Origin of the sequence: Sphingomonas sp. Leaf67, from assembly GCF_001421965.1 — a bacterium.
In the GTDB taxonomy this organism is placed as follows: Bacteria; Pseudomonadota; Alphaproteobacteria; order Sphingomonadales; family Sphingomonadaceae; genus Sphingomonas.
The window spans coordinates 25898-40326 of record NZ_LMLP01000004.1 but is presented as its reverse complement, the minus strand read 5'-3'; the positions used below and the strand labels follow the sequence as shown (position 1 = coordinate 40326).

At 69.4% G+C, this 14429-nt stretch carries 15 protein-coding genes; 3 read left to right on the top strand and 12 right to left on the bottom strand.

The features are described 5' to 3' along the window. Positions 1-133 precede the first annotated feature (133 nt). Positions 134-907, top strand: coding sequence for a LysR family transcriptional regulator (locus ASE90_RS06850; RefSeq protein WP_162235063.1), 774 nt, complete (start codon positions 134-136; stop codon positions 905-907). Beyond that, on the top strand, positions 908-1057 hold the full coding sequence (locus tag ASE90_RS19595; RefSeq protein WP_156361487.1) for a hypothetical protein: 150 nt from the start codon (positions 908-910) through the stop codon (positions 1055-1057). On the opposite strand, the gene ASE90_RS06845 is transcribed toward ASE90_RS19595, so the two are convergent. The 12 genes from ASE90_RS06845 to ASE90_RS06795 form a co-directional block, all read right to left on the bottom strand. After that, positions 1008-2030: a bile acid:sodium symporter family protein gene (locus ASE90_RS06845; protein WP_055998158.1), complete on the bottom strand. Its 1023-nt coding sequence runs from the start codon at positions 2028-2030 to the stop codon at positions 1008-1010. The genes ASE90_RS19595 and ASE90_RS06845 overlap by 50 nt on opposite strands. Positions 2031-2057: 27 nt before the next feature. Continuing rightward, on the bottom strand, positions 2058-2399 hold the full coding sequence (gene uraH / locus ASE90_RS06840; protein ID WP_055998242.1) for a hydroxyisourate hydrolase: 342 nt from the start codon (positions 2397-2399) through the stop codon (positions 2058-2060). Then, positions 2396-3823, bottom strand: a complete 1428-nt coding sequence (locus ASE90_RS06835) for an FAD/NAD(P)-binding protein (protein WP_156361486.1) — start codon at positions 3821-3823, stop codon at positions 2396-2398. The genes uraH and ASE90_RS06835 overlap by 4 nt, the downstream gene beginning before the upstream one ends. Then, positions 3820-4311 (bottom strand): 2-oxo-4-hydroxy-4-carboxy-5-ureidoimidazoline decarboxylase, encoded by a 492-nt coding sequence (gene uraD, locus ASE90_RS06830; RefSeq protein WP_055998155.1) that lies wholly within the window; start codon positions 4309-4311, stop codon positions 3820-3822. The genes ASE90_RS06835 and uraD overlap by 4 nt, the downstream gene beginning before the upstream one ends. Then, positions 4308-4688: an oxalurate catabolism protein HpxZ gene (gene hpxZ, locus ASE90_RS06825; protein ID WP_055998152.1), complete on the bottom strand. Its 381-nt coding sequence runs from the start codon at positions 4686-4688 to the stop codon at positions 4308-4310. Before hpxZ ends, uraD begins: the two co-directional genes overlap by 4 nt. After that, the gene (gene puuE / locus ASE90_RS06820) at positions 4685-5587 is read right to left on the bottom strand and encodes an allantoinase PuuE (protein WP_055998148.1); all 903 of its coding nucleotides are present in this window, start codon (positions 5585-5587) and stop codon (positions 4685-4687) included. The genes hpxZ and puuE overlap by 4 nt, the downstream gene beginning before the upstream one ends. After that, complete coding sequence (locus ASE90_RS06815) at positions 5584-6765, bottom strand: pyridoxal-phosphate-dependent aminotransferase family protein (protein ID WP_200910819.1); 1182 nt, start codon at positions 6763-6765, stop codon at positions 5584-5586. Before ASE90_RS06815 ends, puuE begins: the two co-directional genes overlap by 4 nt. 37 nt (positions 6766-6802) lie before the next feature. Next, positions 6803-8059: an allantoate amidohydrolase gene (locus tag ASE90_RS06810; RefSeq protein ID WP_055998142.1), complete on the bottom strand. Its 1257-nt coding sequence runs from the start codon at positions 8057-8059 to the stop codon at positions 6803-6805. Further along, positions 8053-9636 (bottom strand): gamma-glutamyltransferase family protein, encoded by a 1584-nt coding sequence (locus tag ASE90_RS06805; RefSeq protein WP_055998236.1) that lies wholly within the window; start codon positions 9634-9636, stop codon positions 8053-8055. The genes ASE90_RS06810 and ASE90_RS06805 overlap by 7 nt, the downstream gene beginning before the upstream one ends. Further along, positions 9633-10988 (bottom strand): AtzE family amidohydrolase, encoded by a 1356-nt coding sequence (locus tag ASE90_RS06800; RefSeq protein WP_055998139.1) that lies wholly within the window; start codon positions 10986-10988, stop codon positions 9633-9635. The genes ASE90_RS06805 and ASE90_RS06800 overlap by 4 nt, the downstream gene beginning before the upstream one ends. After that, a complete protein-coding gene (locus tag ASE90_RS19590; RefSeq protein WP_156361485.1) occupies positions 10985-11137 on the bottom strand; it encodes a hypothetical protein in 153 nt (50 codons plus the stop codon). Before ASE90_RS19590 ends, ASE90_RS06800 begins: the two co-directional genes overlap by 4 nt. A 133-nt stretch (positions 11138-11270) precedes the next feature. Next, positions 11271-12821 carry an adenosine deaminase family protein gene (locus ASE90_RS06795; protein WP_235531700.1) on the bottom strand — a complete coding sequence of 517 codons (1551 nt, stop codon included), beginning with the start codon at positions 12819-12821 and terminating at the stop codon, positions 11271-11273. 252 nt (positions 12822-13073) lie between these two features. On the opposite strand from ASE90_RS06795, the gene ASE90_RS06790 reads away from it, so the two are divergent. Continuing rightward, the gene (locus tag ASE90_RS06790; protein ID WP_055998136.1) at positions 13074-14429 is read left to right on the top strand and encodes an NCS2 family permease; all 1356 of its coding nucleotides are present in this window, start codon (positions 13074-13076) and stop codon (positions 14427-14429) included.

Sequence of the window (14429 nt, the reverse complement as noted above, 5' to 3'; positions counted from 1 at the left end):
ATGTAAATAAGGCTATCGTCGCGATCGGCAAGCCCGACACCGTCTCGACGGCTGCTCCGATTTGGCGCAGACCAGCGACCGGCAACGGCTTCCGGTCGATGACGAATGAGCCGGCCGGTTCGGTGCGGAGGTGGTGATCCTGATCAAGACCGGGTTACTCTATTTCGATCAGGCGATACGCCATGGCTCGATCCGCAAGGCCGCCGAATCGTTGAACATCGCGTCGTCGGCGGTCAATCGCCAGCTGTTGCAGCTGGAGGAGGAGCTCGACGTGCAGCTGTTCGTCCGGATGCCGCGGGGGATACGCCCGACCGCCGCGGGCGAGGCACTGCTCGGCTATATCCGGCGGTGGAAGCGCGAGAGCGTCGCACTGCGCCACGAGATGCTGCGGCTGCGCGGCGGGGAGCGCGGGCTGATCCGGATCGCCGCCGCCGAAAGTCTGGCCGACGACCTCGTGCCGCGCACCATCGCCCGGTATCAGTCGCGCTTTCCGCTGATCGAATTTTCGCTGCTGGCGGGCGACAATCACCGGGTGAAGGCCGAATTGTTGTCGAAAGACGCCGACGTGATCTGCGCGTTCGATCTGACGGGAACGTCGCGCACCGCGACCGTCGCCCATGTCCAGACGCCGATCGGCGTCATCGTGCCGCCCGGCCATCCGCTGGCCGCGCTCGACCGGATTACCCTGCCCGACTGCATTCCCCATGCGATCGTGACGCCGAACGACGACTGGCTGAAGCAGAGCGTGTTGCACGACCTGTTCGACGCGAGCGATATGCCGCTGAAACGGGTGGCGACGGTCGAGCGGATCGACACGCTCAAGAACCTCGTCCGCGCGGGGATCGGCATCGCGTTCCTGTCGCGGATCGGGCTGGAGCGCGAACTGGCGGCGGGCGAGCTTTGCTGAGTGCCGCTGGCGGAGGGCGTGGTCCGCCCGGCCAGCATGTCGATCCTGCTGCAACGCGGGCGGGTGATGCCGATCTATCTCAGCAGCTTCGTCGACCTGCTCAAGGAAGAGTTCGCGCTGCTGGCGACACCGGCACCGACACTGGCCTGACCGCGTCGGCGGCATCGGCCGCGTCCGCCAGTCGCCGCGCCAGAAACGCACAGGCGATCAGCTGCAACTGGTGAAACACCATCACCGGCAGCAGCACGACGCCGACCTGCGCCGGCGGAAACAGCACCCCCGCCATCGGCACCCCGGTCGCGAGGCTTTTCTTCGAGCCGCAAAAGCGCATCACCGCCGCGTCCGCGGGGTCCAGCTTCATCGCCCGCGCGATCAGCCCGGTCAGCACCAGCACCACCGCCAGCAGTGCCGCGCACCATCCGACCAGTTCGGCCAGTTCCGCCGCCCCGACCTGCGACCACAGCCCCTCGGTTACCGCCGCGCCGAACGCGGTATAAACGACCAGCAGGATCGACCCGCGATCGAGCGTGGTCACCAACCGCTTGCGGGCCGCGATCCAGTCGCCGATGAAGGGCCGCAGCAAATGCCCCGCCGCGAACGGCACCAGCAACTGCAACACGATCGCCTGCACGCTGCCGAACGACAGGTTCACCCCGCCGGTCCCCGGCAGCAGCAACGCGGCCAGCGCGGGCGTGACCGCGATGCCGAGCAGGTTGGACAGCGACGCGCTGCATACCGCCGCCGCGACGTTGCCGCGCGCGATCGCGGTGAAGGCGATCGACGATTGCACCGTCGAGGGCAGCAGCGTCAGAAACAGCAATCCGGTGGCAAGGTCCGGTGCCGGCAAGCCGCTGCCGGTAATCGCAAGGCCGAGCAGCGGAAACACGACGAAACTGGTCGCGAGGATCGCGGCGTGCAACCGCCAGTGCCGCGCCCCGGCCAACAGTGCGCTGCGCGACAGTTTCGCGCCATGGACAAAGAACAGCGCGACGATCGCGGTATCGGCGGCGATGTCGAAAATCGGCACGCCGACCCCGCGCGGCGGCAACAGCGTCGCGATCACGACGGTCGCGAGCAGCATCAGCACATAGGGTTCGATAGTGGCGAACAATCGGCGGATCATCGGGGCACTCCGGTACGCAACACGGGATCAACTGCCCCGATAGGTGGAATAGCCGTAAGGGGAAACGAGCAACGGCACATGATAATGGCCGCCGTCCTGCGCTATTCCGAAATCGATCGTCACCCGGTCGATGAACGGCGGATCGGCCAGCGTCACCCCGGCGGCACGGAAATAATCGGCCACCGCGAAGCACAGCGCGTGGCGACCCGCCGACAGCCGCAACGCGGCGAGGTCGGGACAGCGACCATCGGCGTTGGTCACGCCGTCGAACAACACCGTGCCGCACCCGTCGAGCAGCGTGACGGCGACCCCGGCCGCCGGTCTGCCATGCGCGGTATCAAGGACATGGGTCGACAGGGTCACGCTCATGCCGCCGCCTCCCCGCGCGGCCACGAACCGACGAATTCGACCTCGTCATACGCCAGATACGCGGCGATCATCGCCTCGCGATCGTCGAGGAACAGCTGGTCCGCCACGCCCGCCACCAATCGCGGGAGCGCGTGGCGCAATCCCGACAGCGCCGATGCCGACAGGCCGAGGCTGATGAGACCCGAATAGTTGAACGCGAACAGGCCGTGCAGCTTGTCCGCATGATCCGCGTCACGTGGCAGGAACTGGAATTGCGGCCCCAGATAGGGATGGGCATCGATCAGCGGATGGGTGGCCGCCGCGTCCGCCGGGCGATACCGATCGGCCCATCGCGCAATGCCGTCGGCAACCAGCGCCAGCTCGGGCCGGAGCGCCGGGTCGGTGACCAGCCCCGTCGACAGCACGAGGAAGTCGAACGTCTCGGTCCCGCCCGGCGTCGTGACCACGACCCCTTCGGCGCTGTCCGCCACGTCGAGCCATGGCGTCCCGAGATGCAGGTGAAAGCCGGGCAGCGCCGATGCCCGTTCGAACGTGTCGTTGGTCGGCGGCTGGCTGCGGTCGAAGAACGCGACCATCATCCGGTATTTGGCGGCATCGTCCAGCGCCGGGAAGCGCCCGATGATCCCGCTGCGCTCCATATGCCGGATCGGGTTGACCTGCGGCAGCGCCGGGCGGCGAACGAAAACATGCGCTTGCGCCACACCGGCGGACAGCGCGGCATGGGCGTTGTCGAACGCCGACGCCCCCGCCCCCAGCAGCGCGATCCGCTTGCCCGCCAGCGCCGCATAGTCGATCGCGGCGGAGGTATGGGCATAGCGCGTCACCGGCAGCCGATCGCGGATGAAGGGCGGTACGTGCCAGTTGCCACCGCCCTGGATCCCGGTCGCCAGCACGACCTTGCGCGCGAGCAGCGGCGCACCCTCGGCCAGATGGAGCCGGAACCGCCCGCCCAGCGGCTCGATCAGCGTGACGCGTGCATCGTTGCGCACCGGCAGCTTCAGCACGGCGCGATACCAGCGCAGATACGCCATCCAGTCACGGCGCGGGATCTTGTCGAGCGCGTCCCAGCCCGCGCGCCCGTGCTGCGCCTCCCAGAACGCGCGAAAGGTCAGCGACGGTAACCCCATGTCGATCGCGGTCAGATGCTTGGGCGTGCGCAGCGTCATCATCCGCGCATAGGTGTCCCACGGCCCCTCATAGCCCGCCGGATTTTCGTCGAGCACGAGGATGTTCGACACCCGTTCGCGCAGCAGCCCGAACGCCGCGCCCAGCCCGCTCTGCCCGCCGCCGATGATGACGACGTCATGGACATGGCCCTCCGCGCTTTCCTGCGGCACGGTCCATGCCGGGCCACCATGCGCGAGGCGTTCGAGGTCGCGCGCGACCTGCTCCGCGAGGGCGGCAAGGCCGATGGGTCGGGTCATGCCAGGGTCTCCAGTCGCAGGCGGACGATATGGCCGATCTCGTCGAGCGCGGTCGCCATCTCGGTCGCGGGGTCGTTGCCCAACCGCTCGGCCATCGCCCGCAGGATGCCCGCCCGGTCGGTCCGCCGGACGCAGATGAGGAAGGGAAAGCCGAACCGCGCGCGATAGGCGGCGTTGAGCGCATGAAATCGTTCGAACTCGTCAGGCGTCATCCGGTCCAGCCCGGCCGACGCCTGCTCGCTCTGCGATTCGGCGGTGAGCGTACCGGCGATGGCGGCGCGGCCGGCCAGTTCGGGATGGGCGCGGATCACCGACAGCCGCTCGTCGGGCGTGGCATCGGCCAGCGTCGCGGTGATCCCCTCCGCCAGATCGGCAAAGGGGCGCCGCGCCGCCGCGCGTTCGATAACCCATGGCGAATGCTCGACGATCGCGGCGTAGCGTTGGACGAATGCTTCGGAGGACAACGTGTTGAAATCACGCTCGGTCATGATCCCGCCCCCTCGATCGAGACATGCGCGGCGACGACCTTCCAGCCATCGGCGAAGCGGACCCAGCTCTGGCTCTGTCGCCCGCGCCGCGCATCGCCCTCGCGGAAGAATTCGGCATTGGCGGTGGCGTGGTCGCGGCCAAAGCTGTGGATCGCGACCGTGCCCAACCGGCGCTGCGGCGATCCGCCACGCCCGACACGGAATGCGCGAATGGCGTCCGCGCCGTACAGCACCTCGCCCACGCCATAACGGATGGTGGTCGGATGATCGTGGAACAGCCGGTCCATCGCCGGCACGTCGTCAGCCATCAATGCCGCTTCATAGGCCATGAACGCGGCAGTCACCTCGGCCACCACGTGCGGGTCGTCGATCGTCATGCCGGGTGCACCTGTTGCCAGTGTCGCGCGATATCGATGCGGCGCGCGATCCATGCGTCGCCGCTGGCGATCACATGATCGACGAAGCGGGCCAGCGCCGCCGCGCGGCCGGGCCGGCCGGCGATGCGCCCGTGCAACCCGACCGACATCATCCGCCCGCCCTCGCTTCGCAATTGCTCGAACGTGTCGCGCAGATAGCGGAAAAACGGTTCGCCATCGGCAAAGCCGTTATACGCCACGAACTTCATATCATTGGCGTCGAGCGTATAGGGCACGATCAGTTGCGCCCGCCCGCCATTGGCGGCGGCATGGCGACGGTCCCAATAGGGCAGATCGTCGGCATAGCTGTCGGCGTCATAGACGAACCCGCCCTCGGCAGCGACCAGCGCGGCGGTCGCGGGCGAGGTCCGCCCCTGATACCAGCCCAGCGGCCGCGCTCCCGTCAGCCGGGCGTGCAGCGCGATCGCCTCGGCGATATGCGCGCGCTCCACCTCGGGCGGGACGCGCTGGTAATCGATCCAGCGCAGGCCGTGGCTGGCGATCTCCCATTCGGCGGCCAGCATCGCATCGACGCTCGCCGGATTGGCGGCCATCGCGGTGGCGACCGCGAACGCCGTCACCGGCACCTGCCGCTCCACGAACAGCCGGTGCAGCCGCCAGAAGCCGGCGCGCGAACCATATTCGTACAGGCTTTCCATCGCCATCGCCCGCGCCGGATGGCTCGCCGCACCGACCATTTCCGACAGGAACGCCTCCGACCCGGCATCGCCGTGCAGGACGCTGTTCTCAGCCCCCTCCTCGACATTGACGACGAACTGGACCGCGACGCGGGCACGCCCCGGCCAGCGCGGATCGGGCGGCGATGCGCCATATCCGATCAGATCGCGTTCGGGGATCATGCGGCATAGCTTTCGAGGGCGGCATCGACCCCGGCCCCGGACGGCAGCAACAGCCCTTCGGTGCGCAACACCGCCTCCAGTGCGGCCAGCGTCAGCAGCACTTTGTGCTTCATGGCGTTGTATCCCATCGCGCCGATCCGCCAGACCTTGCCCTGCAGCGGTCCGAACGCGGTCCCGATCTCGATCTCGAAATCCTCGCGCATCCGGGCGCGGACCCGCTCGCCGTCGACGCCGTGCGGGATGACGATGCCGGTGACGTTGGTCATGCGGAAACGGTCGTCGCCGAACACCTCCAGCCCCAGCGCCCGCGCCCCCGCCACCACCGCCCGTCCCGCCGCCGCATGGCGCGCGAACCGCGCCGGCAACCCCTCGCCCAGCGCCACGCGGGCGCATTCGCGCGCGCCGTACAGCATGGTCGTGGCTTCGGTGTGGTGGTTCAGCCGCTTGTCCGACCAATAGTCCATCACCATCGCGAGGTCGAAATAGTTGCTGCCGATCCGCACCCCACCGGCATCGGTCAGGTCGTCGCGGCGAATCCCCTTCTCGACATGCCGCCGCCCGAGAATGCGTTCCGCTGCGCGCGGCGACACGGTGATCGGGGCCGACCCCGACGGACCGCCAAGGCATTTCTGCAACCCGCCGGTGACGATGTCCGCGCCCCAGCGATCGGTGGCGATCTCCATACCGCCGATCGTAGCGGTCGCGTCGACGTACAGATATGCCCCCGCCGCACGGACCAACGCCCCCACCCCGTCGAGCGGCTGCGCCATGGTGGTCGATGTATCGCCATGGACGCAGGCGACGACCATCGGCGCGGTACGCTCGATCGCGTCGGCGATGGCGTCGATCGGCACGGTCTGCCCCCACGGCACCGACAGCCGCTCGACCGTTGCCCCGATCCGTTCGCCGATCTCCTGCAACAGCAATCCGAACCGGCCGAAATCGATGACCAGCAGCCGGTCGCCGGGGGCCAGCAGCGACACCAGCGACGCCTCGATCGCCGCGCGCGCGGTGCCGTCGATCAGGAAGGTCCAATGGTTCTCCGTCCCGAACACCGGGCGGTACAGCGCCATGACCTGATTCATGTAGCCGGTCATTTCCGGGTCGAACTGGCCGAGCAGGTCGGCGCTCATTGCGCGCAGCACGCGCGGATGGGCGTTGACCGGACCCGGCCCCATCAACAGCCGCTGCGGCGGATCGATCTCGCCGAACAGGTCAGGCGTCACGATAGTCTTCTCCCAATCGGTCGATGAAGCCGCGCATCGCGGCAAAGGCGGCGTCGGCGTCGGCCGGATCGACATGTTCGGCCGGATGATGGCTGATCCCGCCGGCGCAGCGCACGAACAGCATCGCCACCGGCCCCAGCGCAACCATCGCCATCGCGTCATGCCCTGCCCCCGACATCAGCCGCCGCGACGGCTGCCCGGTGGCGACGATGGCGGCGTCGAGCAGGTCCATCAGCGCCGGGTCGCACGGGCATGGCGGCAGGTCGTGGATCGTCGCCACGGTGATCGACACGCCCCGTTCCCCGGCGATCGCGTCCATCGCCGCCCCGATCGCGACCGCCGCCCGGTCGCGCCGGTCGGTCGCGCCCGCGCGGATATCGACGGTGAAGCGCACCTCGCCCGCAATGACGTTCGCCGCCCCCGGCGCGACCTCGATCCGCCCGACCGTCGCGACCAGATCTGACGCATCGGCGACCGCGATATCCTCGATGGCCGACACCATGCGCGCGGCGGCGGCCAGCGCGTCACGGCGCAGTTGCATCGTCACCGTGCCGGCATGTCCCGCCACCCCGCCGACCGTCACTGCGAGGCGCAATTGCGCGGCGATGCCGGTAACGGTGCCCAGCGCCAGCCCTTCGGCCTCCAGCACCGGCCCCTGTTCGATATGCGTTTCGAGATAGGCGAGCATGGTGCCCGGTGCCCGGCGTGCGGTGGCCAGCGCCGCCGCCTCGCTCCCGAACGCGCGCAGTGCCGCATCGACGCCGATCGCCGCCGCATCGGCCATGTCGGCGGCACCGGGCGTCAGCGTTCCCGCCACCGCACGGCTGCCGAGCATCGCTGCGGGAAAGCGCGATCCTTCCTCGTCGCCGAAGCCGATCACCTCGATCGCGAACGGCAGGCGACGTCCTTCGGCATGGAGCGCGGCGACGCATTCGATGCCGAGCATGACGCCGAGCGGCCCGTCATAGGCACCACCGTCGCGCACGCTGTCGAGGTGGCTGCCGATCACCAGCGCCGGCGCGTCCGAGCGCGTGCCTTCATAGCGACCGATCAGGTTGATCGCGGCGTCGCGGCGCACGGTCATGCCCGCCGCTTCCATCCATGCCCCGACCCGCTCGATCGTCGCGCGATAGGCCGGGGTCAGCCAGCCGCGGAAGAGCCGGTCCGCGCTGTCACTGTAAGGCGCGCGCGACAGGTCGAGACAGCGTGCCGCCGCCCGGGCACCCGACGCGGTCGTCGTCACCATGTCGCCACCATCCCGTCGCTGCGCGGATCGGTCGCCCCCTCGATCACGCCGTTCGGATGGCGCACGATCGCCCCGGCATGGCCCATCATCGACGACCCTGCGGCCACGCGCTCGACCGCATGGCTCGCCGCCGCCAGTTGTTCGTACAGCGCCGGATCGAACCCCGCCTCGATCTTCAGCGTGGTGCTCTGATCGCCCCACGTCCGCCCCAGCAGCCAGCGCGGTGCATCCACCGCCGCCTGCAACGACTGACCGAACAGCGCGTGGCGGGTGAAGACCGCCGCCTGCGTCTGCGGCTGCCCCTCGCCCCCCATCGTGCCATAGGCCATGACGCGACCGTCATCGAACCGCGCCAGCGCCGGATTGAGCGTATGAAACGGCCGCGCACCGGGCCGCAGCCGGTTCGGCCCATCGCCGTCGAGCGCGAACGAGCATCCCCGATTCTGCCAGACGATCCCGGTCTGCGGCAGCACGATGCCCGATCCGAATTCGAAATAGGTGCTCTGGATACAGCTGACGACCTGACCCCGCGCATCCGCCGCGCCGAACCAGGTGGTGTCGCCCAGTGCCGACGGATGCGGCCATGGAGCCGCCCGCCCGAGATCGATCGCGCCGGCCATCCGGTCGATCGCGGCGGCATCGTCCAGCATCGCCTGCGCATCCTGCGCCATCGTCGCCGGATCGCCGACATGCGCATCGCGCCAGCGGAACGCCTGTTTCGTCGCCTCGACCAACCGGTGGACATGGCCGAACCCGTCACGCTCGACGTCCCGCATCCGGTCGAACAGCGCAAGGATCAACAGCGACGCGACCCCCTGCGTCGGCGGCGGCAGGTTCAGCAGCCGCGCACCAGTGATGGCTACCGACAGCGACTCCACCGGCCGCGCATCGAACGCCGCAAGATCCGCAGCCACCAGCGGACTGCCGAGCCGCGCGAGATCGGCGGCGATCGCCTGTGCCAGCCCGCCACGATAGAAACCGTCCAGCCCGTCACCCGCCAGTCGTTCCAGCGTCGCCGCCAGCGCCGGTTGCCGCAACAGGTCGCCTTCGATCAGTGGCCGGCCTTCGGGTTCGAAGATGCAGGCATAGTCGCCGGGCAGGTCGCGCAGCGCATACGACACGGCGGCAGCGACCTGCGCGCCGCCGGCGGTAACGACCACCCCGGTCCGCGCATGGTGGATCGCATCGCGCAGCACCCGGTCCAACGGCAGCGTGGCATCGCCCTCAGCCAGCGCCGCCCGCCATCCCGCGACCGTCCCCGCCACGGTGTTCGCCGCCAGCGGCCCGCGCCACGGGATCGTCGCATGGCCCTGGTACAGCGAACGGTCCGCCGCCATCGCCGCCGCGCCGCTGCCGTCGATCGCCCAGTTGCGGCCGTCCGGTTCGGCGACCAGCCAGAACCCGTCGCCGCCGATGCCGGTCATGTGCGGATAGACGACGGCAAGGCACGCGGCGGTCGCCACCGCCGCCTCGACCGCGCTGCCGCCATCGGCCAGCACGTCGCGCCCGGCCTGTGCCGCCAGATGATGCGGCGCGCTGACCATGCCGCGCAGCGACCGGAGCGTCGCGCGCGTCATGCCGCCTGCGCCCATGGCGGTGCCGGCGTACAGGCGACCAGCCCGGCCGCGACCAGCGCCGCCGCCGTGTCGAACTGCAATCCCTCACGTCCCGACGCGGCGATCAGTTGCACGCCGATCGGCATCGCCCCGTCGCTCTGGTGTAGCGGCACCGACAGGATCGGCACGCCGGCAATGCTCAGCGGCTGGGTATGCAGGCCCAGATCGGCCCGCGCCGACAGCGTTTCGCCGTCGATGACGACCGTCGTCGCGTCGATCCGCGGCGCGGCCATCGGCGTTGCGGGGGCCAGCAACAGGTCGTGCCCGGCCAGCGCGTCGGCGACTTCGCCGGCGAAACGATCGGCGACCGCTTCGGCTTCGCGGACGGCGGCGACCGGCTGGAGCGCCCCGGCGATCAGCCGGTCGCGCGTGACCGGATCGAACGCCATCGCATCGCGGCGCAGCGCCGACAGATGGCGATGCCCCCCCTCCGCCCCCGTCAGCACGAAACCGGCCGACCGCGCCGCGGCGGCGGAGGGCAGCACGACCGCTGGTCCGGCAAGCAAATAACGCGCGATGCGATCGATCCCGGCAAGAATCGTGGCATCGGCGCGCGTCGCGAACCATCCACCGAGCACCGCGACGCGCGGGGACTCGATCGGGTCCGATGCCGGTACCGTGCCGGCCATCACCGCATGGGCGATGGCAAGGTCTTCGACCGACCGCACGAACCATCCGACGGTGTCGAGCCGCTCGACAAAGGGATAGACCCCCTCGACCGGCACCGCGCCGAAGGTCGGACGCAGGCCGTAAATGCCGCACAGGCTGGCCGGTACGCGGATTGATCCGTTGGTGTCCGACCCCAGCGCCAGCGGCACCAGCCCGGCCCCGACCAGCGCCGCCGATCCGCCCGACGATCCGCCCGCCAGCCGGTCGGGATCATGCGGGTTGCGGGTGGTGCCGAAATGCGCGTTCTCGGTCGAAAACCCATAGGCGAATTCGTCCATATTGGTCGTCGCCACCAGCACGGCCCCCGCCGCGCACAGCCGGGCGACGACCGGCGCATCGCGGGTCGCGGCAGGGGCAATCGCCCGTTGTCGTGCGCCCGCCGTGGTCGGCTCGCCGGCAACGTCGAACAGGTCCTTTACCGCAAAGGGGACGCCGGCCAGCGGTCCCGGATCGCGCCCGGCGGCGACGGCGGCATCGACCCGCGCCGCGTCCGCCAGCGCCCGCTGCCGCAACAGCCGGGTCGCGGCGTTCAGCCGGTCGTGGCGCGCGATGCGGTCGAGCGTTTCGGTCGCGACCGCGTGCGCGGAGCGCCGCCCTGAGCGGACATCGGCGGCGATCGCCGTCGCCGTGCCGGGATCACTCATCGCGCATCCCCGCGCACGGCGGCATGATGCCGCGCCAGCAACCGCTGGTTCGCGACCACACCGTCCAGCGCGGCCGGGGGGATCATCAGACCGAGGCGATCGGCCAGCAGCAGGGCAAGTCGCCGTTCGTCGTCGGTTGCCGGGGTCATGCCAGTATCTCCCATCGCGTGCCGCACCGGACCGCAGCGCGCCCCCTTGGTAGCGGTGACGAATCACGTATCGGAAGCACAATATTGCGCTTCGAGTGCGCGCATTTTTCGCGCACCCCATTGGCCGGCGGGATCAGTCGAACCGCTGCCGCTCGAACCGGTCGAAGTCGCGCTCTAACCGCACTTCGAGACGCGCCTTCGCATGGGTGGCGGTAAAAATGCGGCAGGGGTCGGAATCGAGAAGCCGACACGCCGGCACGCGGGAACCGCCCGCCCGATCCTGCCAGAGGCTGTCGCCCGACAGGAACGCATAATGGAGCGAATCGCGGGCAATCTGCTTCAGATCGCGGTAGCGCAGCTTCTGCTCGGTCACCGCGCGCAGATATTCGTTGGTCATGTCGCTGCGCGAAACGCCTTCGTCGTCGGTCGACAGCACGACCGGCACCCCCGCCTGCCGATAGAGTGACAGGGGATGGTCGCGCCCCTTCACCCCCAGGATGACGGCATTACTGGTCAAATTGATTTCCACCGCCACCCGGTCCCGCGCCATCCGCGCCAGCAGCGCGCGGGCATCGGTTTCGTAGGAAATGTCGATGCCATGGCCGATCCGCCGCGCCCCGGCGACCGTCACCGCATCATGGATATGGAACGCCAGATCGCGCGGCGGCACCAGCCCCAGCGTCAGTTCACCGGCATGCAACGACAGCTGCACGGCGGGATAGCGTTCCTTCAGGAACCGCAGCATCCGCATGTGCAGCGCATAGTCGCGCAGCGCGACCGGGTCATGTTCGGGCGCGACGATGTTGACCGCGACGAAGCGCGGATCGGCCTGTACCAGCGCGAAGCCCAGCGCCAGTTCGGCAAAGACCTGCGCCGGCGGCCGGGTGCGGATGGCGGCATATTGATAACGGATTTCGGTCGCGCAGGCGGGCTTGGGCACGGGCGTCGCGCAGCCGTCGATCGCCGCCATTTCCGCGTCATAGCCGTCATATTCCTTGCGCGTCGTCCGCACCGCGTCGGGCAATTCGGGCGCGATCCGCGCGTACAGCGCCGCCAGGTCGCGCACGTCGCCGTCGCCGACCTTCGCCAGCAACGGCTGCGTCGCCGCCGAACCGGTGCTCAATTCGGCGTAGGACAGGTTGTCGGCGGCGGCCTGCTGGCGGCTGATCGCCATCACCTTGCCCCCATGACGCGCGGCGATCGGCCAGAACGCGCCGAAGGTGGAGAAGAAGCGATCATAGCCCGACACGCGCGGATCGCCGGTGCCGCCTTCGAAACCACGCGTTGAGAAGGCGTCGACGAAGGCGGCATAGCGCGGATAATCCCGCACCAGATCCGCCGCCGCGACCCGGCCGGGCGCGTCGCACGGCGGCGGCGCCATCCCCGCCGGATCGATCGACAGGCACAGCCCCTCCGCCGCCGCCCAGTTGAGCATGTCCTCGGCGTAGATCGCACCGCCGGCATGATTGTGCAGGTCGCCCCCCTTGGGCATGGTCTGCAGGAACATGCGCAGCCGTGGCGGACTGTCGGCGATCCGGTCGAGATACGCGGCGGTCCGCGCTTCGGGCGTCACCGCGTCGCGCGGCGCGGCGGCACCGCACAGCAGCGCCGCCGCCAGCATCCATCCCGCCTGTACCGCGCCGAAGCGCGCGCGGATGCGGCCGTCGTTCCAACGGGCGTTCATCGCCATTCCCCTTTGATGATGCCCGCCGGTCGTGGCGCAGGCCCCCTTGCCGCCTGTCTATGGGACGGATCGTGGCGCGCCCATCGCAATATCCGGGACGTCGCGTTGCCGTAAAACGCGCGCCCGGATGAACCCCGCCGAACCGCACCTGCACCGCGGTGCGCTCATTTTTGCAACGCGGAATGCCGATCATTGATGTAGATCGGGCGGCTACCCGCTGGCATGACAGGCGCAGGGCGGTCGGGGAATGATATGACACAGACGGTAGCGACGGAAACACCGGCAGCGACCATGTTGGAGCGCCGGTTCGACCTGACCGGACGCGGCACGTCGGTCCGGACCGAGGTGCTGGCGGGCACCACTACTTTCCTGACCATGGCCTATATCGTGCTGGTCAATCCGGCGATCCTCGGACAGGCCGGGATGCCGGTCGCGGCGGTTGCCGCCGCCACCTGCTTCGCCGCCGCCTTCGCCTCGATCCTGATGGGGACGGTCGCCAACGTGCCGCTGGCCCTCGCGCCGGGCATGGGGCTGAACGCCTATTTCAGCTTCACCGTCGTGCAGCAGATGGGCATAGCGTGGCCGGTCGCGCTCGGCTGCGTGTTCATTTCGGGCTTCTGCTTCCTCATCCTGACGCTGACCGGTGTGCGACAGCTGATCGTCTCGGTCATTCCGCCGCATCTGTTCGCGGCGGTGGCGGGCGGGATCGGCCTGTTCATCGGCTTTATCGGGCTTCGCAATGCCGGCATCGTCGTCGCCAGCCCCGCGACCCTCGTCGCGCTCGGCCCGCTCACCGCGCCCGGCGCGCTGCTCGCGCTGCTCGGCCTGCTGGTGATCGCGGTGCTGAGCATCTGGAACGTGCGCGGCGCGATGCTGATCGGGATCGTCATTACGACCGCCGTCGCGTGGATGGCCGGACAGGTCACCATGGCGCCCGAACCCTATAGCCTGACCATGTTGACCCAGACCGCGTTTCAGATCGATCTGGCCGGCGTGTTCGGCGCGGGCGGGCGGCACGGGCTCGGCCTGTTCGAAATCCTGTTCGTGTTCCTGTTCGTCGACCTGTTCGACAATATCGGCACGCTGGTCGCGGTGACCAAGCGCGCCGGGCTGATCGACGCGGCCGGCCGCATTCCCCGGCTGAACCGCATCCTGCTGACCGACGCCGTGGCGACCATGGTCGGCGCGGTGGCGGGCACCAGCACCGTCACCAGCTATGTCGAAAGCGCGGCGGGCGTACAGGCGGGCGGGCGCACCGGCCTGACCGCTGTCGTCACCGGCATCCTGTTTCTGCTGACCATGTTCGTCGCGCCGTATGCGCAGCTGGTGCCGCTGGCCGCGACCGCACCGGCGCTGATCGTCGTCGGCGGCCTGATGCTGCTGCCGCTGGTCGAGGTGCAATGGGACGATCCGCTGGCGGCGATCCCCGCGTTCCTGACCGTGGCGATGATCCCGCTAACCTTCTCGATCGCCAATGGCCTCGCGTTCGGCATCACCGCCCATGCCGTGCTGAAGGCGATGCGGGGTCAGGCGACGCGCGCCGACTGGTTCCTGTTCCTGCTCGCCGCGCTCTTCATCGCGCGCTTCGCATGGATGGGGGCGGCGTGA